Source organism: Mesorhizobium maamorense (genome assembly GCF_044998965.1).
Lineage (GTDB): Bacteria > Pseudomonadota > Alphaproteobacteria > Rhizobiales > Rhizobiaceae > Mesorhizobium.
In genome coordinates this window covers 2,522,634-2,544,889 of the sequence record NZ_CP173356.1, presented here as the reverse complement: position 1 = coordinate 2,544,889, position 22,256 = coordinate 2,522,634, and the positions used below count along the sequence as shown (strand labels likewise).

The following is a 22,256-nucleotide window of genomic DNA, read 5'->3' as shown; positions in this document are numbered from 1 at the left end:
ATGACCCAGACCAAATCGATCGTCGTTGAACGGCTGATTCCGCATTCGGCGGAGAAGATATGGCGTGCGCTGACAGTGCCCGAACTCGTCGCAGAATGGCTCATGCAGAATGACTTCGCGCCGCAAGAGGGGCATCGCTTCACGTTCCGCGCTTCACCGGTACCGGGCTGGTCCGGGGTGACGAACTGCGTCGTGCTGAAAGTCGAGGCGCCACGCCTGCTTGCCTATAGCTGGGGCGACGGAAGCGAATCCGACAGCGGACTGAAAACCGTGGTGACCTGGTCGCTCACGCCTGAGGGCGCGGCGACCCGGGTGCGGATGGAGCACTCGGGGTTCCGGCCGGCCGACGAGCGTGGATATGTCGGCATGGGAAGCGGCTGGCCGCGTATTCTTGAGCGACTTGAGCAGGTGGCTGCGAAGCAAGGCTGAGCGCCGACTCTCCTCGACCAACCGGTCGCCATGGCCGGCGAACCACAACAAGTCTCCCGGATGCGCCGCTCCCGGGCATGGCAAACCGCGCCCTGACCAAACTTTTCAAACGGAGAAACACCATGGAAGCCAGGCTCAAGAACCCCGTGATGCTCATCCCCGGCGCCCTGCAGGCGCTGCTGGCGCTGGACAAGTCGACCGAGGCGGCCGATTTGCCCTATGTGACGCGCAAGCTCGTCCATCTGCGCGCCAGCCAGATCAATGGCTGCTCGGTCTGCGTCGACATGCATGCGCGCGAACTCAAGAAGGCCGGCGAGAAGGACGAACGCATCTTTGCCTTGTCGGCCTGGCGGGAGACGCCGTACTTCACCGATGCCGAACGCGCCGCGCTTGCCCTTGCCGAGGCCGGCACAAGGCTGGCCGACAGAACGGATGCCGTGACGGACGAGGTATGGAACGAGGCCGCCCGGCACTATGACGAAAAGGCGCTTGCCGGGCTCGTCATCCAGATCGCCGTGATCAACGCCTTCAATCGGCTGAACGCCACGACACGCCAAATGGTCGGCGCCTGGGGCTAAGGCCGCGCGAAGGCGAGCCGTGCCACGGTGCAATGGCGGCTGGACTCGCGGTGCACCAAACCTGCTTGCCTAGCCCGGCCGGGTCGCGGCCGGCGGCAATTCGAACAGTTTGGCGCCATTTTCCTCGCCGCGTTCGACATAGCCGATGGTGCGAAACCATTTTGCGATTTCCGGTCCCGTGAGCCAGCTGCGGGAGTGAATAGGGAGATTGCCGGCGAGCGCCTGGATCTGCCTGATATGCCGCCTGCAGAAACGCACGGTCGCGGCCCTGAAAAAGCCCTCGCGCGCCGCGAACAGCGTGTCCGCGGCGTCGCCATGCTCGTGCCAGGCGACGATCGCTACGGTCCCGTCGTTGTCGACAAGGGCATGGGCGCGGCCCTCCTTCAGGTTCATCATCAGATTGTCGTAGGCGACCTTGCTGTCCTTGCCGGCGGCGATGTATTCGTCGGACATCCGCTTGGACAAATGGCGAAACACGTCTTCCAGATCGCCGACCGTCGCTGTTCGTGCTCTCATTTCTGCTCCTTGAGCCCCGGCAGGGAGTTTGCTCCAGGAAAAGGCATTCACCAAGCAAAGGGATTTCGCGAAAAATCCAACGGGGGGAATCCGGTTCCGCCGGTAAGGCGGGCAACCGGCATAGCATCGTCAGCCCGGTCGTGCGGAACCGGATGTGAAGAGCTGGGCCAACACTTAACGCGGCGCGCTCCCGTGGCGAGACAGTTCGAGGAGCCGGAGCAGCGGTGGCTTACTGGCGCAAAACCGTGTTCTTGGTGCCTTCCTCGACCTGGTCGATCACCAGCAGCTTGACCGGGCCTTCACCGATATTGGTGGCCTGATGCCACTGCCCGATCATCTCGATGATGAAATCGCCAGTCTTGTAGGTGTTGCTGTTGCCGGTCTCGACATTGGTGACCTTCAACGTGCCGGCCTCGACATAGGCGTAGCGCGGGAACGGATGCTTGTGCACCGGCAAGGTCGCGCCCGGCGCTATGTCGTAGGTCGACACCAGCACCTGCACGTTCTTCTGCGGCAGCGTGATCGGCTGGCCGGAAGCGGTGGTCGTGCGCGAGGCGAGGGGTGTCACGACGACGGGTGTGCCGCTGCTGTCCAGCGCATGAGCGCCGGTCGCGAACGCCGCAGCCGCCAGCAGCAATGCCGATGCCAGGACTTTTCGCATGATTCCTCCCCAAACCGCCGCATCTATCGCGCCGCGAAGGCCGGTGCGCAAGCATGTCCCTGACGAATCTGATTGGACTCGCTGGCCTGGACGTGGCGTGCGACGTGTCAAATCGCTGCGGTAAGCTGGATCTCGACACGGATCTCGGGCAAGGCGAAGCTCGCCCCGACCGTGGCGCGTGCCGGGGGCTCCACGCCGTCGAGCCATGTGACCCAAGCCTTGTTCATCGCGTCGAAGTCTTCGACATCCCTCGACCAGATCTGCGCGAACAGCAGCTTCGATCTATCCGAACCGACGCTCGCCAGAAGGCGATCCGCCTTTTCCAATATCTCCTTCGTCTGGTCAGACGTGCCGGTTTTCTTGTCATCGGCCGTCAAGCCCGAGAGATAGGCCGTGCCGTTGTGAACGACGATACGGCTAAGCCGTTCGTTCTTGTCGAATCGTTCGATGTTCCCCATGGCGGAGGCCCCTGGTTGCGTTGGTCAAAAGCAGGCCGCCGTACGCAATCCAGCGGTCTGCTGAGCGGGATCAGACGTGCGCGACAGCGGAGCGCTGGGCGTGGGCCTGGAAGAAGCGTTGCGGGCGAAACGTTTCCATTTCGTCATGGATTTTGCCGCGCACGACTTCGTCGGCGACCACCTTGCCCAATTGTGGGCCGATGGTGACACCACTGTGCGTTACGGCCATGTAGTGGCCGACGATGTCCGGCATGGCGCCGGCGCAGGTGTAGCCATCCTCAGGGAACGGCCGGACCGTCGTGCGAATGGCTTCCACACCTGCGTCGCGGAGCGAAGGCAGGACCTTGGTCGCGGCTTCCAGGAGCGTCGCCGCCTCGTCCCCGGCAGGGCTGAGCGCCTCCGGCTTCTCCAGGGTCATGTCCACCGAGACCTTATGGATCATGATGCGGCCCGCTCCGTCGGGACGGATATCCAGATCGTCGGCATGCAGCTGGCTGCGGAGCGTCAGGGCCACCGGCGGGGTGAAGGCGAGCACGCCTATGGTCGAGGAAAGTGGAATACCCTGGGCATCGCCGAGCCTCTCACTAGACCAGCCGCCGGTGCAACTCACGACGGCATCCGCAGGGTGTCGGTCTCCGTTCGCCGTCCGAACTGCCCGTACGCGCCCGCTTTCGGTCTCGATCTCAGTCACGCGTGAACCGAGTTTGACCTGTGCTCCCCAGCGCTCCTTCGCCGCCCGCAAAAGCCAGGCCGAGTAGAGCACCGGATCGACCCAGCCTTCTTCCGGATAGTAGGAGATTGGACAATCGCCGAAAGCGGAGACATCGATATCGGGTTCCATCTCGGCGACGCGCTTCTTGTCGATCCACTCGACGCCGTAGCCCCATTCCTTCATCTGCCTGAAGTTCTCGAAATAATCGTCCATCGACTCCGGCTCTGTTCGCCAATCGAAACTGCCGGTCTGGGTGAGCCAGGGAGCGATGCCGAAGTCGCGCTTGAGTTCAAGATGGGCGCGCATTCCCGAGACGTTCAGATCGAAATACGGCCGGGGCTGCTTGGTGGTCGCATTTGTCCAGGCAAAGCTTACCGCCGACGTACCGCCTGCTATCCGTCCGGCTTCCAGCACGACGACGTTTGCTCCCGCCTTGGCGCATTCATAGGCGGCGGAACTGCCGACGATACCGGAACCGATGACCACGACACGCATAAAGATGACCTCCAAAAATTCCCGAGCTAATGACGTCATCCGATACGAGTAATCTCTGAAAGACGAATCGATGCAATGCCGCTATATCGTTGAGAGATGTTGCTGGAGTGTTTGACAGTACTGCTGACGCCGCTCTTCTTAATTCGATCGGCGCCTGCGATGTGTTTGCAACCCCGCACAACATCCTCAGTTGCCTGAAAACATTGCAATGGGTGCCAACTGCGGTCAATTGAACTGGTCGCTGCCGTTCATGGCCAAAAGTTATGAACCAGTGTCCAGCCATCTGCGGCTGCCCAGGTCGGCCATTAGCCCGCACGGGCAACTTCTCGTGCGAAGTTATCAAATTCGGGCGCAACCGTTTGCGAGAGCAATGCTACGCTTATCGGCGCATCAGGGATCGCGGAATGGAAGAGGACTGCACGGTGAGTGGCGAGCCGGAATTCCTCCTGATCGACAAGAATGCGATCCGGGACATTTTGAGCCTCTCCCTGGCTCTTGACACGACCGAGGCCGCACTGCGCAAAACATCGAGCGGCATGGCGCGCCAGCAGATCAGGCGCACACTTGAGCTGCCGGGTGCGGCCGGGAGTTGTCTGTCGCTTATGTATGCTGCGCTGGATGACCGGCCGCTGTTCGGGGCGAAGGTGCTTTCCGTGTTTCCTGACAATTTCGCGCATGGGTTCGCGTCTCATCGCGGCGGTGTCTTCCTGTTCGACAAGGATCATGGACGGCCTGTAGCCTTGATCGACGGGGGAGAGCTTACGGCTTGGCGGACCGCGGCGGCCAGTGCTGTCGCGACGAGGGCACTTTCGCGCGAAGACAGCACCACGCTGACACTGTTCGGATATGGCGAGCAAGCGCGCCGGCATGTCGCGGCTATTGCGGACGTCCGGCCGATCCATGCGATCCATGTTTGGGGTCGCGACTTTGCAAAGGCGCAGCACTTCGCCGAGGAGCAGTCAGCCGCCGGATTCCAGGCGAAGGCACATCGCGACCCTGGCGAGGCCGTTCGCGAGGCCGACATCATCTGCACCACGACATCTTCCGAAAAGCCGGTGCTGTGCGGCGAATGGGTTCCGCCTGGTGTCCATATCAATGCGGTCGGGGCGAGCGTCGCTTCATGCCGCGAGCTCGACCTCGACTGTGTGCGCAGAGCGCAGATCTGGGTCGACTACCTGCCTATGGCGCTGACGGCCGCGGGAGAACTGATCGAGGCGATTGAAACCGGCGTGATCGGCGTCGATCATATCCGTGGCGAGGTCGGCGACGTGCTGGCAGGTGCGAAACCCGGCCGCACTGGCGACGATCAGATCACGCTTTTCCGGTCTCTCGGCGTTCCGGCGCAAGACATCGAGCTTGCCAATCTTGTCTATATCTCCGCCCGCAACGCCGGACTCGGCACCTCAATTGATTTCAGGTTGTGATGCCATGCTGAGCTGCCAACGAGATCTCTTCTCCATTCCCCGCGAGACAGCTTATCTGGATGTCGCATACATGTCTCCGATCCCGACCGCCGCCGTCGCGGCCGGCGAGGCCGGCGTCAGGGTGAAAGCCGAACCCTGGAAAATGACCATCGCCTCCTATTACGACGAGGTGGAAGAGGCTCGGCAGCTCGCCGCATCAATGGTGGGCGCCGATGCCGATGAGATCGCCATTGTGGCCGCCACCAGCTATGGCATGGCTATCGCAGCCGCCAACGTTTTGGTTGCGGCAGGTTCGGCCATCCTTCTGATGGAGAACGAACACACCTCGCACAGATATGTCTGGTATGACCTCGCGCAACGCGCCGGCGCCTGCGTTGATATCGTCCCGCAACCAGCCGACGGCGACTGGACCAGCGCGATCGTATCGGCAATCCAAGACTCGAGCCGTCCCATCGCGGTCGTTGCGGGGACGCTGGTGCATTGGTTCGAGGGCGTGGCGATCGACCTGGAGGCGGTGGCCGCCGCCACACGGGCAGCGGGCGCCAGTCTTGTCGTTGACGGAACCCAGTGGGTTGGCGCGATACCCTTCGATGTCCGGCGCGTCCGACCGGACTTTCTCGTCTTTGCCACCTACAAGTTCCTTCTGGGGCCATATCGCCTCGCATTCCTTTACGCCGACCGGCGTTGGCACACAGAGGGGCGCACTCTGGAGCATCATTCATGGAACCGGATGGGCGGGGACAAATCGGACTTCTACAAGGTGGCCGTGGCCGAGTTTCTTCCCGGCGCGCGGCGGTTCGACATGGGGGAACGCTCCGATTTCGCGGTCCTGCCCATCGCAATCGCCGCAATGAAGCTCATCCGCGGTTGGACCGTCGGGCGCGTGTTTGAGCGCCTGCATCACCTTAATGAGCTTGTCTGGGCGCAGGCGGAAAGCAGAGGGCTGCCGGTCGCGCGTCCGCGACACCCAACGCCCCATATCGCGATCCTCGACATAGGGGGCCGTCTCGCGCCGAATGCGGCACAAGAGCTGAAGCGGGCTGACGTGCACGTCACGCTGCGCGGCACGAAGATGCGCGTGTCGCCGCATGTCTACAATGACGAAGCCGATATCGGCCGCCTGTTCGAATGCCTGCCGCTCCGCTAGAGGCTTTCAGCGGTGAATGAAAACAGTTCTGTCGGCCTGGCGGCGAGGACCCAGGGCGGTGATTCCTGCCTCTACGCCGTTCATAAAGCTTCGCGTCGTCTGGATAAGATGCTCGGTGAAGGCGTCCGCCGCCGTCGATGCAATGACACCCCAAGGCCGGTAGACGCTGAGGTTCAGATCGAGACGTGGCCGGAAATCCCTGATCTCGATCGGCAGGTCGCGTGCCAGCCACGCCGAAAGCCTGTCGACGACGCTCACGCCCGCCCCGGACGCGACAAGGGCGATGCACGCACTGGACAGACTGGCCTCTATCTTCAACAGACGTCCCACTCCGCGTTCTTCGCACAAGGCATCGAGCTGCTGCCGCATCGGATCAGCGGAGCCCATCGAGATGAAGTCGAGACCGTCGAGATCTTCTGCCTGCACCACGTCGAGCTCGGCCAGACGGTGACCCGCCGGCATGACGCAAACCGGTGGGGTCGCTGTCAGCGCTCGCCTGACGATTGAAGAATTCTCGTCCGATGCCGTTACGCCTATTCCGATGTCGAGCTGATTGCGGCTCGCCCGCTGCACCACCGTGGCGGAGCTGCGGATATCCAGGGAAATCGACACGGATGGATGCTGTTTTGAGAAGCTCGTGATGATGGACGGCAGCAGCGTGGACCCGAAGGCCGGGAGCGCGCAGATATTCAACCTGCCACTTCGTAGCTCGCGTATCTCCCTCGCGGCGCGCGAGATGCCGCGCGCGGACTCGAAAACGCGCTTCACCTCGGCATAGAGCATGTGCGCTTCAGGAGTGGGGATCAGCCGCTGCCGGCTTTTCCTGAACAGCTGGAAATCCGCCTTCTCGCTGAGTTGCTGGAGCATCTTGCTGACAGCCGGCTGCGTGATGTCAAGTGCGTCGGCCGCCTTGGTGGTTGTTCCATGCAGCATGACCGAAGCGAAGACCTCGATCTCGCGAGGCGTAAACTCTGCCTCCTTCGTGACGGTGTCCTTTTCGCCAAATTTCATGCCCGCTTACCTTGCCAGGCAGCTGGATCGCTGTGCCGAAACAGCGAGCTGCGAACGCCAAGATTAATGGGAAGGGTCGGATGTTCCAAGAGGCGCGCGAAGGAAGTTTATTCCTGGAGGTTATGAACTTTCAGCGATTTGGCGGAACTGATTTCAGTTGCTTGTCAACATTTCGGCGAGATCGAGCAAACCGGCGTCCTGACCCGGACCTGCGGCCAGTTGCACCGACACCGGAAGCCCGTCAGGAACCGGCAAAGGAATAGCCAACGCCGGCATGCCAAGCATATTTGCCCAGCGGCGGAAGCGGCCGCCGGCCAGTCCCCACGGCACCATTTCCCCATTCACCTCGGTAAGTTCGTCGGAAAGCCGCGGCGCCGATCCAGGCGCCGTAGGAATGGCAAAAGCGTCCAGGCCCGCGATTTTCTCCAGAAACCGGCCTCGCACGCCGTTACGGATTTCGATGGCGCTATCATAGGCGCCGGCATGGATGCGAATGCCGCCCTGCAGGAATGAGTGAACCGCGTCGCCGACCATGTCCGGCTTCTGCTCGATTGCATTGCGGTAGATTCGCGCGAACTCGCATTGGAGGATTGTCAGTCCCGCGGCAACGAACGCCTCCCTGTCGTCGAAGGTGATCTCGACCCTGCGCACTTCAGGACGATCGAGCATGGTAGCCAACGCGATATCGACTGACGTGTCGACGTGAGCGCCAAGCAGTTCGGGGCAGATGCCGATCGTGATGTCCGTTGTCGTTTTGCTGCCCCCGCTTGCCGACGGGGCGAGCCGTTTTCCGGCAAGCGCCTCGGTCATCAGGCGAACGTCCCTGACCGAGCGTGCAAGAACGCCGATGCAGTCCAGCGAAGGCGCTATGCTCATGACGCCCTGCACGGCGATCAGATCATTCGTCGGCTTGTAACCGAACAAGCCGGTTGCAGCAGCCGGGGATCGGTTTGACCCGCCGCTGTCCGTGCCAACCGCTGCCAGGCAAAAACCGGCCGCGACCGCTGCGGCCGACCCGCTGCTCGTGCCACCTGTCCCACGGTCCGGATCAAGCGGGTTGGCGACCTTGCCGTGCCAAGGATTGTCATGGCCGCCGACGCACAGTTCGTGCAGGTTCGTCTTGCCGATGATGATGGCGCCGGCCGCCTGAAGATTGGCAATGCATGTTGCCGTTTCCGTCGCGACGTGATCCCGAAACAACCGGGAGCCAGCCGTTGTCGGCCAATCCTTGACGTCGATAACGTCTTTGACCGCGATCGGCACGCCATGCAGCGGGCCGCGCCTGTGACCGGATCTGATTTCGCGTGTGGCCTGAAGCGCGGCGTCCAGGGCATCAGCTTCGGCCACGAAAATCATCGCCTTGATATGTTCATTCAGTTCCTGGATGCGATCGAGGCAACCCTCCATGATTTCCACGGGCGACAGGCCGGCAGCGATCTTTTCGCTCATCTCCTCGATGGACCGGCAAGGGCTGCTATTCATATGACGACCTTAGAGCGAACGCACCGGACCGACCGCATTGCGGCCGGCCATCCCGGAACCAGCCGACGATGCCACATCAGAAATTTGGTGGACAGTCGCGAGCTTATTCCCGTGGGCGCGGGACTATCGCTGAAAACTCATAGGCGCGATCAATGGCGGCGTCGTGAACCGTTCAATTCAGCCCTGTCCTCGCACGCGCCGATCAATGAGCGCCGATCGTTTGCCGGTCGCCGGACTGCGTCACTCGAAGGGGCTATCGTCATAACTATTGGTGATGAACCGCACGGCAGGGGGCATTAGATCGAGATCATTTGAACTGTTAGCGTTTTCAAACACCGCCCTAAAAGAAGGTCGACCGAGCCGAATGGCCAAGTTCGCATCGCCGACATCCGAACCAGTCCACGATGCTCGATGCTGCCGGCTGGCCACGGGCCGACGTCGAAAGATCGGCAGATGCCCGGCTACCAGCATCATCATTGCGGAAGATACAAATCCACATAAAAAAGGGGAACAATCATGAAAAAGCTTGCACTCGCCTTGTCACTGATCGTGGCGGTATTTGGCGCCGCCAATTCATCGTCGGCGGCCGACGATGTCATCCGTTTCGGTGTCGCCGCGGAGCCATACCCGCCTTTCTCCGTCAAGGATGCCAGCGGCACCTGGCAGGGCTGGGAAATCGACCTGATGAATGCCGTTTGCAAAGAGATGAAGGCGAAATGTGAGATCGTCGATATCGCCTGGGACGGCATCATTCCCGCGCTGTTGGCCAAGAAGTTCGACGTCATCTGGAGCTCGATGTCGATCACGGACAAGCGCAAGGAGGTGATCGATTTCACCGACAAGTACTACTATTCGCCCAACGTGCTTGTCGGCGCCAAGGCGGATACGCGGCAGTTCGACGTGACCAAGCCGGAGACATTCAAGGGGATTGCGGTCGCGGCACAGAGTGCCAGCCTGCAGGCGACCTACATGCAGGATAAGTTCAACGGCATTGCCGAAGTGAAGATCTATCCAACACTCGATGACGAAATCGCGGACATCCAGGCCGGACGCGTGGATCTCATGGCTGCGGCAGGCATCCAGATCCAGGATTTCTTGAAGAAGCCGGAGGGCCAAGCTTATGAAATCAAGGTGACGCTGCCGCATGAGAAAATGTTTGGATACGGCGACGGCGGCGGCCTGCGCAAGGAAGACACCGCTCTGAGGGACCGCCTCAATGCAGCACTCAAGGCGGTGCGCGCCAGCGGCGAGTACGAGACGATCACCAAGCGCTATTTCGATTTCAACATCTACGGCGATTGATCATCTGGTTCAGGCCCCGGGGACGGCCGGCCCGGGGCGGCCGTCGCCATCTTCATTGAACTGGAACGCGCTGTATGAACTCGACCGTGTCTTGGGCAACCCTGCTCAGCTTCGGGGACAAGGGCTGGGGCGACGAATTGCTTCTTGGCGCGTGCCTGAGCCTTGGAATTTCGATCAGCGCCTATCTCGTGGGCCTGACCCTCGGCCTCATGGGTGCGGTGGCCAAGATCTCGAAGAACCGCGTGGCGGTCTCCGCAGCCGTTGCCTATACGACAATCATCCGGTCCGTACCGGACATTCTCATCATATTCCTCGTCTACTATACCGCGACGGACGCGTTGCGCTGGGCCGTGAGCCTGGCGGGACTGACTTCCGAATTCCAGGTCAATGGGTTTGTCGCCGCGACCCTGTCGCTTGGGATCGTTCAAGGCGGCTACAGCACGGAGGTCCTGCGCGGCGCGATCGTGGCCATCCCGCGAGGTCAGGTCGAGGCAGCCCATGCACTCGGTCTGACACGGCGCCAGACCTTCTTCCTGGTCACCGTGCCGCAAATGGTCCCCTTGGCCTTGCCGGGGCTTGGCAATTTGTGGCTGGTCGTCTTGAAGGAAAGCTCACTGGTCAGCCTGATCGGTTTTACCGAGCTCGTTCTCGCCGGCAAGATGGCTGCCGGCGCGACGCGCGATTACTTCATGTTCTATTGCGCGATCGCGTTCGTGTTCCTCGCCATGTCGGGCATATCGGCGATGCTTTTCCATGCCCTCGAAACAGCCACCGTCCGTGGCGGGAGGCGGGGCTAGCGTGACTGAGTTTGGAGCCTACCTCGCCAATCAGCTTCTGGCCGGCGCCCAGGTCACCATAATCCTGTTCCTCGGCTGTGCGGTGGTCGGCAATTTGCTTGCTATCCCGGTTGCACTGGCCCGGTTATCCAACAGGAAATGGCTGCGATATCCTGCGGTTGCGTTTATCCTCGCGTTCCGGGGGACCCCGCTCCTGGTCCAGCTTTACCTCTGCTACTTCGGTATCGGCCAAATTCTCTCGGGGATCCCCTCGATCCGCTACAGCCCGCTCTGGCCCATTTTGCGAGGCGCGGACTTCTATGCGTTTTTTACCCTTTCCCTGAACACCGCGGCCTACTGTGGCGAGATTTGGAGAGGGGCGATACAGGCCATTCCAGAAGGGCAGCGTGAGGCCGGCCAATCGCTTGGCCTGTCGAAAACACGGATCATGATTTCCGTCCTTCTCCCGCAGGCTTTCAGGTTGGCTTTGCCGGCGATCGGCGGCCAGAACATCCTGCTTTTGAAGGGGACCGCACTGGCGTCGACGATCACGGTCTTCGAACTGATGAGCGCTGCGAACCTCGTTCGCGCGCAGACATTTCGGGTCTACGAGCCTCTGTTCGCCGCCGCGCTAGGATATTTCCTGCTGGCGGCATTGATCACTATCGGCTTTGGTTTCTTCGAGAGACGGCTTGCTCGACAACATTGAGCGGAACGGATCGGTGTATCGAGCCGCTGCGTGCAAGGCGACGTGACCTTCAGGCACGCCGAATTCGACATAGAATCGCGCCGCTTCGATGACCTCGCCAAATCCCGTTTTGCAAGCAGCGGCTATTTCGTCGCGGAACTGATCCCACTCTGTCGGGGCCGTTCGCGCGCTTGACCGCGTCGGACAAAAAACTTCTCGGCCCCTACATGAACCCCAGGGTATTTCTTGAGGGCCTCCTGGTCAGTGGCGCCAAGCGGGCACGAGGTGTTCTCGCGTGCCCAAAATAACCCGAAGTTCTCCAGGGATTTTGCGCCTGTAGCGCCATCCGGCTTTGCCGCGTTTCTGAATGTGGTTCACGCCGATCGTCATAGCCCAGTGTACCCCGCAGTGTACCTCTGGGAGGCGGAAACCCTTGCAGTGCTTGGGTTTAAAGACATTTCTGGATTAAGTGGCTCCCCGGGCCGGATTCGAACCAGCGACCAACCGGTTAACAGCCGGTTGCTCTACCACTGAGCTACCGGGGAACAGAGGCTCTCATGCGAGTGGCGCAGCCTATAGCAAACCCTTTTCGGCTTTGCAAAGAACCATTTCGCATTTTTCCGAGACTTTTTCGCTCAGGCGTTTCTCGCAATCGGCGGCGTTCGTCCTCATATTAGCCGTCTTGCGAGGGGCGCGGAACCGAATGCGCGGTCGCGGCTTTCGTCAAGTGACATCCTCAAACCACCAGACGGACCAGCCATTCGAGATGACGGCAGCAGAAGAAAACCAGGCACCGGCGCGAAAGATATCGGTCTTCGGGCGCAAGTTCACCATGCCGCGTTCGCGCGGCCTCAGGATTGCAATCGGCGTGCTTTTGACGATTGGCGGCATTCTGGGGTTCTTGCCGATTCTCGGTTTCTGGATGGTGCCGCTCGGACTTTTGGTGCTCTCCTACGAATTCGCCATGGTGCGCCGCCATCGGCGCCGGTTCGTCGTCTGGTGGGAACGGCGGCGCCGGCCGGATTGATCGGCCACGCCGGGGACCTTGCCCGGCTTCGTCGCGGCGGCCTTTGGGGCCCGAATCAAATCGCAGCGCTATCCTGCGTTCCAGTGCTCGCCTCCTCCGGGGCGTCCTGCTGGCCTGCTCTCAGATCCTCGCTGATTTCCTTCAGGACGGCGGAAGCCGAGGCAAGGCGCGCGCGGTCGCGCGGTGAAAGCCGGCCGGTGCCTTCTATCTTGAGGCAATCCATGGCGTAGCGCACCAGCTCCTCGCACCCCAGCAGCGGTGAGCTGTCCGCGTTGTTGGTCGACTCGTCCGGTTTGGCCAGCTGCATGGCGCAGTCCTCCTCGGCCTCAACGCAGCCCGGTGCGCGGAGTTTCTCCCGATCATCCGCCATGCTTAACGGCTTGCTAACGCAGCTCGAACCGCCCTGTCTCGCATTTAGGGCGGGGTGCGGGGACTGGCGCAGGCGAAACCGTCGCGAATGCATTGTCGCCGCTTGACGGCTTTTTCGCCGCAACCTATTGGAACCGGGTGGAACGCCGGGAGTAACGAGGCCTCGTGGCGGAGTGGTTACGCAGAGGACTGCAAATCCTTGCACCCCGGTTCGATTCCGGGCGAGGCCTCCAATCTCCGGGCTCCCGCGCGTCAGCGCAGGGAGCTCGCCGTTCCCGTCTAAATGAACCGCGATGTGGCGCGGCAAGCGGATTGGTTGGGACATGAGCGCTGATTTCTCCGAGCTTCGCGTCAAGATGGTCGATGGCCAGATCCGCACCACCGACGTGACCAGCACGCCGCTGCTCGACGCCATGCTTTCCGTGCCCCGCGAGCTTTTCGTCGACGAACGCCAGCGCAATCTCGCCTACATCGACGAAGACATCCGCATCGCGGACGGCCCCGGCGGCGCGCGATATCTGATGGAGCCTTCGCCGCTGGCCAAGCTGATGCAACTGGCCGAGATCAGTCAGGCTGATTCGGTCCTCGATGTCGGCTGCGGCACCGGCTATGCCTCGGCCATCCTGTCGCGACTGGCGGGCTCCGTGGTGGCGCTTGAAAGTGATTCGGCGCTGGCCGAAACCGCAAAGTCGGTGCTCTCATCGCTGGGCTGCGGCAATGTGACCGTGGTCCAGGGCCCGCTGCCGCAGGGATATGCGGCCAAGGCGCCCTACGATGTCGTCTTCGTCGGCGGCAGCGTCGGCAAAGTGCCGGCGGCGCTGCTCGACCAGCTCGCCGAAGGCGGCCGCCTCGTCGCGGTCGAAGGGCAGGGCAATTCTGGCGTGGCGCGGCTTTTTTTCAAAGCAGGGGGGTTGTAACCGGTAGACGGGCATTTAATGCGGCAATTAAGCCACTACCCGGGTTCGAACGTGAGCATGCTTTCGAATTCTGAATGATTTGGCCTTGCAGCAGAGGCTTTGTCATGGTCGCTTGCATTTGAACAATCGTTGCTGATCCCAATGGGGGCACTTTGGGCCGAGCGACAGGGAACATTCTGACACGCCGCTCCGGTTCTCTAAGGAGAAGCTGGTGCGGCGTGGTTCCCATGGAAAACGAATGAGGGTTTAATGGTGCCGTCTCTACGCAAGTCACTTTTCACCGCCGTCCTCGTTTCGGCGACCGCGCTTTCCCCGCTGGCCGCCTCGGCCGAAACCATCTCCGGCGCGCTTGCAAAGGCCTATCAATACAATTCCTCGCTGAATGCCTCCCGAGCCGGCGTACGCGTCACCGACGAGAGCGTGGCCATAGCCAAGTCCGGCTGGCGCCCGACCATCACCGGGACGGCCGACACGAATTATGTGAATACCCGTGCCAGCGGCGCCAACGTCAAGACGGGGTCGGCCAGTGTGGCCATCGTCATAAACCAGAGCCTGTTCGACGGCTTCCAGACGAGAAACAATGTGGCGGCAGCCGAATCGCGGGTCAAGGCATCCGTCGAAAGCCTGCGCAACACCGAGGAGAACACGTTGTTGAGCGCGGCCACGGCCTATATGGACGTGATTCGCGACCGGCAGATCGCGGTGCTGACGGAGCAGAATCTGCAGTTCCTGACCGAGCAGGCGCGCGCCGCGCGCTCGCGGTTCGAGGTCGGCGAAGGCACGCGCACCGACGTTGCGCAGGCCGATGCGTCGCGCGCTTCCGCCGTGGCGTCGCTCAGCGCCGCCCGCGCGCAGGCGCTGGCAAGTGCGGCGAGCTATCACCAGATCGTCGGTGACGAGCCGGGCAAGCTCAGGCCTGCCTCGCCATTGGCCAGGCTGCTGCCGCCGAGCCTCGATCTCGGCGATTGCCATCGCCTCGGCCGAGCATCCGGCGATCCTCGCCACCCAGCATCTGGTCGATGCGGCCGCGTTTTCGGTGAAATCGTCCGAGGGCGCATTGCTGCCGCAGCTTTCCGCATCGGCCGGCATTTCGGAGGATTATCTGCATCGCAATCCCGACCTCCAGGGGAGCAACGGCGGTTCGACCTCGGCCAACATCGGTGCGACACTGACGATCCCGATCTATTCGGGCGGCCGCACCTCGGCGGTCGTGCGACAGAACAAGGAATCGCTTGGCGAGGCCCGCATCCAGGTCGACGTCAGCCGCGACCAGGTGCGCCAGGCCGTCGCCTCGGCGTGGTCGCAATACACCGCCGCGCAGCAGAGCGTCGCCGCCAACAGGCAGGTGATCGACGCCGCTCAACTGGCGCTGAACGGTGTCATCGAGGAACGCAATGTCGGCCAGCGCACCACGCTGGATGTGCTCAACGCGCAGGCCACCGTCATCACCGCCAAGATCAACCAGGCAAATTCCGAGCACGACGTTGTGGTGGCGAGTTATGCCATCCTGTCGGCGATCGGCCGCCTCTCGGCCGAGCGCCTTGCGCCTGCAGGCGACGAAGTACAGGCCTGAAGAGCACTACAATGCCGTCAAGGACAAGTGGATCGGCCTGCGCACGCCGGATGGCCGCTAAACTCCACAGATTCGAGTAGTTCTCTCGAAGCGACCCGGCGTTCGATCGAAACGCCGGGTCGCTTCATTGGTTGCGCAACTGCGCCGGCAACCCGTCACATGCTTTCCGACGAATTGCGCTAATCTGTTGAAATCCCACATGTCCCCAGAATGGGGATTCTCGTACGGCGCTCCGTCGGTTACGCTGTCGCCATGATTCAGAATCCGGCGTTTACCGGAGCGGAAGTCTGTAACAGGTCACAAGGGCGGCGGATGTGACGATGGCAACGGCAAGCAGCGCACAGCGCGAACCTTCCATGGAAGAGATACTGGCTTCCATCAGGAGGATCATCGAGGACAGCGACAGCGGCCGCAAGCAGCCGGACGATGCCGATGACTTGCGGCAGGATCTGAAGCCGGCGGCGGGCGCTGCTCCCGACGTCGATGCGTTCCGCGCCGAATTGCATGCCGCTCCCGAGGTCAGGAAGCCGGTCACGCTGGCGGAGGTGCAGGCACAGACATCGGCGGCCGAACCAACGGTCGCGCGCATGGAAGCGCCGGAGCGAACCGATCCCGTGGCACCAAGGGCGTCGATGACGCTTGCCGAGGTGAGCGCCCGGATCGCCGCCGAGCCGCTGCCCGCCGAAAGGACCGACAGGCCCGCGACGCCCGAGGCCGGCGCGGCAAGCGATGCCATCGTCGCCGATTGGCGCCGCGAGATCGCAGCGGTCGGCGAGCAGGCGAAGGCGATACCAGGCATTCGCAAGCCGGTTGTCCAGCCCGAAGCGCCGGTGGACGAGCCGATGCCGGAGCCGGCGTTCGAGCGGACCCCTTCGATCGCCGCCCCGGCGAGCGCCGACGAGGCGCGCAAGGCGGAGGATGAAACGCCTGCGGCCCGTCCGGCAATCCTTTCCGAGCATACGGGCCGGCAGGTCGCCGCGGCCTTTGGCGAACTCTCCGACGCCTTTGCCAGCCGCAGCAAGAAGACATTCGACGAGATGGCCGAGGAGATGCTGCGGCCGATGCTGCAGGACTGGCTGGACAACAACCTGCCAACGCTGGTCGAGCGCCTGGTGCGCGAGGAGATCGAGCGCGTGGCGCGCGGCGCGTAATGATTTTCCCGGGTCGCCTTAGGTGGCTAGTTGGACACCGCTGCGCCTTCACCCTGGCGCAGGCACGGTAATCTCAGGATCGGCACGTCGAAGGAGGCGGTGGCCGCAATAATAGCTCCGATGATGGCGATTGCCACGACCACGCCGCTCCACGCTTCATATAGGCCCGACCCAAGCATAGAGCCGCCAACCTCATTGTTCGAACATATCTCGGCAGTCATTTCGGGTCTTCTCCGGGTTGGACTAGGCCCATGCGGGCCAAATAGGTTTCGAGTTTCGCGGTTCGGTCTGCACCAAGAATCGCCATCACACCGATATATCCGTCCGGCCGGATCAGCACACATTCGCCCGGTGCCAGTGCATAAGCATCGCGAAGGTGTCCCAGGCATCGATGACATCGCCTTGCGGGCCGATGTGGTGGACATGCAGCCCCTTGAGTGGCCCAACCGTCTCTCTCCCGGCTTGATGAACAAGCAGTGTCCAATGCGGCCCTTGCAGCAATTGGAACAGTCGCCATGGTTGCCCCGCCGCGCCCCTGATTTGGGCATCCGGCGCGCGGTCCCCCGCACGCGGGCCGCTGCTGCGTTCGGCCATTTCCCTGGAGAGCGGCGATTCCGGATAGGCGATATTGAGCTGGCGCACCTCGCGGCCGCGGTGCATTCCACCCTGTTTCTGGGCGTCGAGCAGCCGGGTCGAAAGGCCGAGAACCGATTCTGCGACCGGACGTCGTTCCTGCTCATAGGTGTCGAGCAGGCAATCATCCGCGCCGTCGAGGACGGCGGCAAGTTTCCAGCCCAGATTATAGGCATCCTGCACGCTGGTGTTCAGGCCCTGGCCGCCGGTTGGCGGATGGATATGAGCTGCATCGCCAACGAGGAATACCCGATCGACCCCGTAGCGATCGGCAAGCCGGGCGTTCATCAGGTAGGCCGACGCCCAGGCGACCGAATCCACTCGCACGTCGCCGCGGCCGGTCCGCTCATTAATCAAGCGCCCCAGCTGTTCTGCTGAGAGGTCCACTTCGCCGTCCAGCGGAATGGGTGCCTGAATCTGGAAGAGATCGGTTCCGGCGAGCGGGCAAATCGCGACCATTCGCTCCACGTCACCGTCGTTGAACTGGTGCCACGCATCGCGGTCCAGCCCGGTCAACAGCACATCCGCCACGACCGTACGCACGCCCAGCGTCTTGCCGGGGAAATTCAAGCCGAGCGCGCTGCGTACGAAGCTGCGCCCGCCGTCCGCCCCGACTAGATAGCGTGCGCGAACGGTTTGCTCGCCGTTCGGCCCCGCAAGACGTGCCACGACACCGTTCTCACCTTGCTCGAACCCAACCAACTCACATCCGTACTCGACCCTATGGCCTAGTTCTGCCAGCCGCTCTCGCATGATCCGCTCGGTGAGGAATTGCGGAATCATTAGCGCGATGGCGTAAGGCTCTGCCGGCGTCGGATCGGGGCGTTCGCCGGTGTCCTTTTCGATATAGCTGCCGTCATCGCCATACACGCGCATCGGCGGATAGACGCCGCCTGCGGCAACGACCCTGTCGAGAATGCCAAGATCTTCGAAAATCTCCTGTGTCCTCGGCTGGATGCCCTTGCCGCGCGAGCCACGGAAGGGTTCGCTCATCTTCTCAATGAGCTGGAAGGATATACCGCGCCGTGCAAGCTCGATCCCAAGCGTCAGGCCAGCCGCTCCCGCGCCGCAGATGAGCACATCTGCCGCAAAACCGTTTGTCATGTCGATCTCCTTGTGTGTAAAATGCACATAATGGAGAGTCGGAGTGGCGTCAATGAAAAACGTGAAAAATACACATATTGGGAGTCATCAGATTCGTGAACTCCACGGAGCGCTGATCGAGATTGCCAGCCTTATGAACCGGCCTCAGCGCGATGAGCAGATGGTAAAGGAGGCCGGAATTGCGCTCGACCGCGCACTGTTTCCTCTGCTGGTCGGGATAGAGCGGCTTGGGCCGATCGGGATAGTGGACCTCGCCGACCGGGCTGGCCGCGATTACACCACTGTCAGCCGTCAGGTGGCGAAGCTCGAAAGCCTTGGCCTGGCCGTGCGCCGGCAGAGCGAGACAGACCGCCGCGTGAATGAGGCTGTCGTCACGCCAAAGGGCAAGGCGATGACCGACAAGATCGACGCAGCACGAGAGAGAAACGCTCGCGCCGTTTTCGAAAGCTGGGACGCACACGACATCGACGAACTCGTGCGGCTTATGCGCAAGTTCGCCGAAGCTTTGAAAGAAAAACCAGAGGACTCCAGCGCGTCCTGAGACGTCGCACTATTCCTCGTTTCGTACGACGCGAGCTGGCATTTGGGATTGGGCGGCGTAGGCGTGCAATGCCTCTCCGGCTGGAGCCGGTGACAGTGCCGACGCCACCAGGGATTGTCGCATACGGGACAGACACTATCCGAACGGTGATCCTCTTTCTGTTGTGCCGGTTGCCGAGGCGGCCCCTACGGTTGACTCGGTCAAAGCCTTCCGATTTACACCGGACCAGCAAAAATCCGAGAGCGCGGACCATTTTCCCATGCTTGAAAAGACCTACGACGCCAAAACCGTCGAACCGAAGATTGCCAAGGTGTGGGAAGAGGCCGACGCGTTTCGCGCCGGCGCCGGCGCCGAGGAGGGGGCTGAGGCCTTCACCATCGTCATCCCGCCGCCCAACGTCACCGGCTCGCTGCATATGGGCCACGCGCTCAACAACACGTTGCAGGATATTCTCGTTCGCTTCGAGCGCATGCGCGGCAAGAACGTGCTGTGGCAGCCGGGCATGGACCATGCCGGCATCGCCACGCAGATGGTGGTCGAGCGGCAGTTGATGGAAAAGCAGATCCATCGCCGCGACCTCACCCGTGAACAGTTCATCGAGAAAGTGTGGGAGTGGAAAGCCGAATCCGGGGGCGCGATCCTCAACCAGCTGAAGCGGCTCGGCGCCTCGGCCGACTGGTCGCGCGAACGCTTCACCATGGACGAAGGCCTGTCCAAGGCCGTGCTCGAAGTGTTCGTCACGCTCTACAAGGAAGGCCTGATCTACAAGGACAAGCGCCTTGTGAACTGGGATCCCAAGCTGCTCACCGCGATCTCCGATCTCGAGGTCGAGCAGCAGGAGGTCAACGGCAATCTCTGGCACTTCCGCTATCCCGTCGAAGGCGTGGCCTTCGATCCGAAAACCCGAAGACCTTCATCATCGTGGCGACGACGCGCCCCGAGACGATGCTGGGCGATACGGCCGTCGCCGTGCATCCGGACGACGAGCGCTTCCGGCACCTGGTCGGCAAGAATGTCGTCCTGCCGATCGTCGGCCGCAAGATTCCCGTGGTGGCGGATGAGTATTCCGACCCCGAGAAGGGCTCTGGCGCGGTCAAGATAACGCCGGCGCATGACTTCAACGACTTCGAGGTAGGCAAGCGCCACAAGCTGCCGGCGATCAATATCCTCACCGTCGAGGCGGCGGTAAACCTCAGGGACAACGAGGATTTCCTCGCCGGGCTCGAGGTGACGCCGGAGCGCCAAGCCGTCTGGGATGAACTCAACGGCCTTGACCGCTTTGTCGCGCGCAAGAGGATCGTCGAATTGATGGAAGAAGGCGGCTTCCTCGACAAGGTCGAGCCGCATCGCCACGCCGTGCCGCATGGTGATCGCGGCGGCGTGCCGATCGAGCCGTTCCTGACCGAGCAGTGGTATGCAAACGCCGCCGAACTGGCCAAGCCGGCGATCGCCTCGGTGCGCGAGGGGCGTACCAAGATCATACCCGCGAATTGGGAAAAGACGTACTTCCAGTGGATGGAGAACATTGAACCCTGGTGCATCTCGCGCCAGCTTTGGTGGGGCCACCAGATTCCGGCATGGTATGGGCCGGACGGGCGCGTCTTCGTCGAGAAGACGGAGGAAGAGGCGCTGAGTGCCGCGATCGAATATTATCTGGCGCTCGAAGGACCCTGGAAGGCCTGGGTCGAGGACAAGCTCGAGAATTTCCAGCCGGGCGAAATCCTGACCCGTGACGAGGACGTGCTCGATACCTGGTTTTCCTCGGCGCTGTGGCCGTTCTCGACGCTGGGCTGGCCGGATGAGACGCCGGAGCTGAAAACCTACTACCAGACCGACGTGCTGGTGACCGGCTTCGACCTGATCTTCTTCTGGGTCGCGCGCATGATGATGATGGGCCTGCACTTCATGGACGAGGAGCCGTTCCACACCGTCTACATGCACGCGCTGGTGCGCGACAAGAACGGGCAGAAGATGTCGAAGTCGAAAGGCAATGTCGTCGACCCGCTCGACCTCATCGACGAATATGGCGCCGACGCGCTGCGCTTCACGCTGACGGTGATGGCGGCGCAGGGGCGTGACGTGAAGCTCGACCCGGCGCGCATTGCCGGCTACCGCAATTTCGGCACCAAGCTTTGGAACGCGACGCGCTTCGCCGAGATGAACGAAGTCGCGCGCAACGACGATTTCTGGCTGAACGACGCCAAGCTGGCGGTCAACCGCTGGATCCTGACCGAGCTGACGCGCGCCGCGCGAGAGGTCACGGACGGCATCACCTCATATCGCTTCAACGAGGCGGCGGGGGCGGCCTACCGCTTCGTCTGGAACCTGTTCTGCGACTGGTATCTGGAGCTGCTGAAGCCGGTGTTCATGGGCACGGACGAGGCGGCCAAGGCCGAAAGCCGCGCCTGCGTCGCCTTCGTGCTCGACGAAATCTACAAGCTCCTGCATCCGATGATGCCGTTCATGACCGAGGAACTTTGGGCGCAGACCGCGGGCGAGGGCAAGGAGCGCGCTTCGCTGCTTTGCCATGCCGCGTGGCCGTCGCCGGATTTCGAGGACGCTGAAGCGGCCGCCGACATCAACTGGCTGGTTGATCTCGTCTCCGGCATTCGTTCCGTGCGTTCGGAAATGAACGTGCCGCCGGCAGCCATCGCGCCGCTGATGGTGATCGGAGCCAACACGCTTACCCGCGAACGGCTGGGGCGCCACGCCGCCGCGATCAAGCGGCTGGCGCGCGTCGGCGACATCTCGCAGGTTGACGCCGCACCCAAGGGCTCGGCGCAGATCGTGCTCAACGAGGCAACGGTCTGCCTGCCGCTCGGCAGCCTGATCGATCTCGCCGCCGAGGCCGCGCGCTTGCAGAAAGAACTGGCCAAGGTGACCGAGGAGATCGCACGCCTGCACAAGAAGCTGTCGAACGAAAGATTCGTCGCCAGCGCGCCGGCCGAGATCGTGGAAGCCGAGCGTGAAAAGCTGGCCGAATACCGCGAGGCGCAGGGCAAGCTTTCGGTGGCGCTGGCCAGGGTTCGCGAAGCGGGTTGAGGGCAGATTCGGGAGACTTTAGGGCCCTCTAAAATGGGGTGGCTTTTTGCCTCGAAACCGGCATTCCGTAGCGTTAATGTTGACGTAAACGGAAGTTTTCGCCCCATTGTTGCCATAATGTAACAATGGGGCATTCGACTGCTCAAAACTGATTATTTTTGGCCTTGTTGGCCGATTTTCTCCCGTTTTTCTGAGTGAGACACGCCCGGCGAACCGTTTT

At 62.0% G+C, this 22,256-nt stretch carries 19 protein-coding genes, 2 tRNA genes and 4 pseudogenes; 15 read left to right on the top strand and 10 right to left on the bottom strand.

The genetic code is table 11. The annotated features are described in order from the left end of the window. Nucleotides 1-429 (top strand): SRPBCC domain-containing protein, encoded by a 429-nt coding sequence (locus ACIU1A_RS13065; protein WP_140495735.1) that lies wholly within the window; start codon nt 1-3, stop codon nt 427-429. A gap of 122 nt (nt 430-551) precedes the next feature. Beyond that, nucleotides 552-1,007, top strand: coding sequence for a carboxymuconolactone decarboxylase family protein (locus ACIU1A_RS13060; RefSeq protein WP_140631160.1), 456 nt, complete (start codon nt 552-554; stop codon nt 1,005-1,007). Nucleotides 1,008-1,076: 69 nt separating this feature from the next. On the opposite strand, the gene ACIU1A_RS13055 is transcribed toward ACIU1A_RS13060, so the two are convergent. The 4 genes from ACIU1A_RS13055 to ACIU1A_RS13040 all read right to left on the bottom strand — a co-directional run bounded on the left by ACIU1A_RS13055 (nt 1,077) and on the right by ACIU1A_RS13040 (nt 3,849). Then, nucleotides 1,077-1,523: a hypothetical protein gene (locus ACIU1A_RS13055; RefSeq protein WP_140521047.1), complete on the bottom strand. Its 447-nt coding sequence runs from the start codon at nt 1,521-1,523 to the stop codon at nt 1,077-1,079. A gap of 229 nt (nt 1,524-1,752) precedes the next feature. Further along, entirely contained in the window at nt 1,753-2,184 is a 432-nt protein-coding gene (locus tag ACIU1A_RS13050) for a cupin domain-containing protein (RefSeq protein ID WP_140495738.1), read from the bottom strand. 107 nt (nt 2,185-2,291) lie between these two features. Then, the gene (locus tag ACIU1A_RS13045; protein ID WP_404927455.1) at nt 2,292-2,642 is read right to left on the bottom strand and encodes a RidA family protein; all 351 of its coding nucleotides are present in this window, start codon (nt 2,640-2,642) and stop codon (nt 2,292-2,294) included. A gap of 70 nt (nt 2,643-2,712) precedes the next feature. Further along, nucleotides 2,713-3,849: an NAD(P)/FAD-dependent oxidoreductase gene (locus ACIU1A_RS13040; RefSeq protein WP_404927454.1), complete on the bottom strand. Its 1,137-nt coding sequence runs from the start codon at nt 3,847-3,849 to the stop codon at nt 2,713-2,715. 404 nt (nt 3,850-4,253) lie between these two features. On the opposite strand from ACIU1A_RS13040, the gene ACIU1A_RS13035 reads away from it, so the two are divergent. Next, nucleotides 4,254-5,273, top strand: coding sequence for an ornithine cyclodeaminase family protein (locus tag ACIU1A_RS13035; protein WP_404927453.1), 1,020 nt, complete (start codon nt 4,254-4,256; stop codon nt 5,271-5,273). Continuing rightward, nucleotides 5,215-6,420, top strand: a complete 1,206-nt coding sequence (locus tag ACIU1A_RS13030; protein ID WP_404927452.1) for an aminotransferase class V-fold PLP-dependent enzyme — start codon at nt 5,215-5,217, stop codon at nt 6,418-6,420. The genes ACIU1A_RS13035 and ACIU1A_RS13030 overlap by 59 nt, the downstream gene beginning before the upstream one ends. 6 nt (nt 6,421-6,426) lie before the next feature. Here the strand turns inward: ACIU1A_RS13030 and ACIU1A_RS13025 are convergent, their stop codons facing one another. Both ACIU1A_RS13025 and ACIU1A_RS13020 read right to left on the bottom strand, forming a co-directional pair. Further along, nucleotides 6,427-7,431: a LysR substrate-binding domain-containing protein gene (locus ACIU1A_RS13025; RefSeq protein WP_140495740.1), complete on the bottom strand. Its 1,005-nt coding sequence runs from the start codon at nt 7,429-7,431 to the stop codon at nt 6,427-6,429. Nucleotides 7,432-7,584: 153 nt separating this feature from the next. Further along, nucleotides 7,585-8,787 carry an amidase gene (locus ACIU1A_RS13020; RefSeq protein WP_404927912.1) on the bottom strand — a complete coding sequence of 401 codons (1,203 nt, stop codon included), beginning with the start codon at nt 8,785-8,787 and terminating at the stop codon, nt 7,585-7,587. Nucleotides 8,788-9,429: 642 nt separating this feature from the next. Between ACIU1A_RS13020 and ACIU1A_RS13015 the strand changes: the two genes are divergently transcribed. The 3 genes from ACIU1A_RS13015 to ACIU1A_RS13005 all read left to right on the top strand — a co-directional run bounded on the left by ACIU1A_RS13015 (nt 9,430) and on the right by ACIU1A_RS13005 (nt 11,700). Next, on the top strand, nt 9,430-10,215 hold the full coding sequence (locus tag ACIU1A_RS13015) for a transporter substrate-binding domain-containing protein (RefSeq protein ID WP_140495742.1): 786 nt from the start codon (nt 9,430-9,432) through the stop codon (nt 10,213-10,215). A 74-nt stretch (nt 10,216-10,289) separates the two neighbouring features. Next, nucleotides 10,290-11,012 carry an ABC transporter permease gene (locus ACIU1A_RS13010; protein ID WP_140495743.1) on the top strand — a complete coding sequence of 241 codons (723 nt, stop codon included), beginning with the start codon at nt 10,290-10,292 and terminating at the stop codon, nt 11,010-11,012. Nucleotide 11,013: 1 nt separating this feature from the next. Continuing rightward, on the top strand, nt 11,014-11,700 hold the full coding sequence (locus ACIU1A_RS13005; protein WP_404927451.1) for an ABC transporter permease: 687 nt from the start codon (nt 11,014-11,016) through the stop codon (nt 11,698-11,700). A gap of 449 nt (nt 11,701-12,149) precedes the next feature. Here the strand turns inward: ACIU1A_RS13005 and ACIU1A_RS13000 are convergent. Further along, a tRNA-Asn gene (locus tag ACIU1A_RS13000) sits at nt 12,150-12,224 on the bottom strand. 221 nt (nt 12,225-12,445) lie between these two features. Between ACIU1A_RS13000 and ACIU1A_RS12995 the strand changes: the two genes are divergently transcribed. Continuing rightward, nucleotides 12,446-12,706, top strand: coding sequence for a hypothetical protein (locus tag ACIU1A_RS12995; protein ID WP_140495745.1), 261 nt, complete (start codon nt 12,446-12,448; stop codon nt 12,704-12,706). A gap of 55 nt (nt 12,707-12,761) precedes the next feature. On the opposite strand, the gene ACIU1A_RS12990 is transcribed toward ACIU1A_RS12995, so the two are convergent. After that, nucleotides 12,762-13,013, bottom strand: a complete 252-nt coding sequence (locus tag ACIU1A_RS12990) for a hypothetical protein (RefSeq protein WP_140495746.1) — start codon at nt 13,011-13,013, stop codon at nt 12,762-12,764. 221 nt (nt 13,014-13,234) lie between these two features. Between ACIU1A_RS12990 and ACIU1A_RS12985 the strand changes: the two genes are divergently transcribed. The 4 genes and pseudogenes from ACIU1A_RS12985 (at nt 13,235) to ACIU1A_RS12970 (ending at nt 16,716) form a co-directional block, all read left to right on the top strand. Next, nucleotides 13,235-13,308: transfer RNA gene (locus ACIU1A_RS12985), tRNA-Cys, on the top strand. Nucleotides 13,309-13,398: 90 nt separating this feature from the next. Beyond that, nucleotides 13,399-14,066: pseudogene (locus tag ACIU1A_RS12980) on the top strand (protein-L-isoaspartate O-methyltransferase family protein). Nucleotides 14,067-14,241: 175 nt separating this feature from the next. Then, nucleotides 14,242-15,626 (top strand): annotated as a pseudogene (locus ACIU1A_RS12975) (TolC family outer membrane protein). A 259-nt stretch (nt 15,627-15,885) separates the two neighbouring features. Beyond that, nucleotides 15,886-16,716, top strand: coding sequence for a DUF2497 domain-containing protein (locus ACIU1A_RS12970; RefSeq protein WP_404927450.1), 831 nt, complete (start codon nt 15,886-15,888; stop codon nt 16,714-16,716). A gap of 26 nt (nt 16,717-16,742) precedes the next feature. Here ACIU1A_RS12970 and ACIU1A_RS12965 read toward each other — a convergent pair whose 3' ends face one another. After that, nucleotides 16,743-16,937, bottom strand: coding sequence for a hypothetical protein (locus ACIU1A_RS12965; protein WP_404927449.1), 195 nt, complete (start codon nt 16,935-16,937; stop codon nt 16,743-16,745). Then, a pseudogene (locus ACIU1A_RS12960) lies at nt 16,934-18,453 on the bottom strand (FAD-dependent oxidoreductase). The gene ACIU1A_RS12965 and the pseudogene ACIU1A_RS12960 overlap by 4 nt, the downstream one beginning before the upstream one ends. A 43-nt stretch (nt 18,454-18,496) precedes the next feature. Here ACIU1A_RS12960 and ACIU1A_RS12955 point away from each other — a divergent pair. The 3 genes and pseudogenes from ACIU1A_RS12955 (at nt 18,497) to ACIU1A_RS12945 (ending at nt 22,036) form a co-directional block, all read left to right on the top strand. After that, entirely contained in the window at nt 18,497-18,994 is a 498-nt protein-coding gene (locus ACIU1A_RS12955) for a MarR family winged helix-turn-helix transcriptional regulator (protein WP_140495751.1), read from the top strand. A 259-nt stretch (nt 18,995-19,253) separates the two neighbouring features. Continuing rightward, a pseudogene (locus tag ACIU1A_RS12950) lies at nt 19,254-19,961 on the top strand (class I tRNA ligase family protein); the annotation flags it as partial. Beyond that, complete coding sequence (locus tag ACIU1A_RS12945; protein ID WP_404927911.1) at nt 19,940-22,036, top strand: valine--tRNA ligase; 2,097 nt, start codon at nt 19,940-19,942, stop codon at nt 22,034-22,036. The pseudogene ACIU1A_RS12950 and the gene ACIU1A_RS12945, both read left to right, overlap by 22 nt. Nucleotides 22,037-22,256: the final 220 nt, after the last annotated feature.

What these genes read in the sequence shown, in the direction of transcription:
- ACIU1A_RS13010 (WP_140495743.1), top strand. Translation starts at nt 10,290, where the DNA reads ATGAACTCGACCGTGTCTTGGGCAACCCTGCTCAGCTTCGGGGACAAG.
- ACIU1A_RS13020 (WP_404927912.1), bottom strand. Translation starts at nt 8,787, where the DNA reads ATGATTTTCGTGGCCGAAGCTGATGCCCTGGACGCCGCGCTTCAGGCC.
- ACIU1A_RS13065 (WP_140495735.1), top strand. Translation starts at nt 1, where the DNA reads ATGACCCAGACCAAATCGATCGTCGTTGAACGGCTGATTCCGCATTCG.
- ACIU1A_RS13025 (WP_140495740.1), bottom strand. Translation starts at nt 7,431, where the DNA reads ATGAAATTTGGCGAAAAGGACACCGTCACGAAGGAGGCAGAGTTTACG.
- ACIU1A_RS12995 (WP_140495745.1), top strand. Translation starts at nt 12,446, where the DNA reads ATGACGGCAGCAGAAGAAAACCAGGCACCGGCGCGAAAGATATCGGTC.
- ACIU1A_RS13055 (WP_140521047.1), bottom strand. Translation starts at nt 1,523, where the DNA reads ATGAGAGCACGAACAGCGACGGTCGGCGATCTGGAAGACGTGTTTCGC.
- ACIU1A_RS12945 (WP_404927911.1), top strand. Translation starts at nt 19,940, where the DNA reads ATGCTGGGCGATACGGCCGTCGCCGTGCATCCGGACGACGAGCGCTTC.
- ACIU1A_RS12990 (WP_140495746.1), bottom strand. Translation starts at nt 13,013, where the DNA reads ATGCAGCTGGCCAAACCGGACGAGTCGACCAACAACGCGGACAGCTCA.
- ACIU1A_RS13015 (WP_140495742.1), top strand. Translation starts at nt 9,430, where the DNA reads ATGAAAAAGCTTGCACTCGCCTTGTCACTGATCGTGGCGGTATTTGGC.
- ACIU1A_RS13040 (WP_404927454.1), bottom strand. Translation starts at nt 3,849, where the DNA reads ATGCGTGTCGTGGTCATCGGTTCCGGTATCGTCGGCAGTTCCGCCGCC.
- ACIU1A_RS13060 (WP_140631160.1), top strand. Translation starts at nt 552, where the DNA reads ATGGAAGCCAGGCTCAAGAACCCCGTGATGCTCATCCCCGGCGCCCTG.
- ACIU1A_RS12965 (WP_404927449.1), bottom strand. Translation starts at nt 16,937, where the DNA reads ATGACTGCCGAGATATGTTCGAACAATGAGGTTGGCGGCTCTATGCTT.
- ACIU1A_RS12970 (WP_404927450.1), top strand. Translation starts at nt 15,886, where the DNA reads ATGGCAACGGCAAGCAGCGCACAGCGCGAACCTTCCATGGAAGAGATA.
- ACIU1A_RS13045 (WP_404927455.1), bottom strand. Translation starts at nt 2,642, where the DNA reads ATGGGGAACATCGAACGATTCGACAAGAACGAACGGCTTAGCCGTATC.
- ACIU1A_RS13050 (WP_140495738.1), bottom strand. Translation starts at nt 2,184, where the DNA reads ATGCGAAAAGTCCTGGCATCGGCATTGCTGCTGGCGGCTGCGGCGTTC.
- ACIU1A_RS13035 (WP_404927453.1), top strand. Translation starts at nt 4,254, where the DNA reads ATGGAAGAGGACTGCACGGTGAGTGGCGAGCCGGAATTCCTCCTGATC.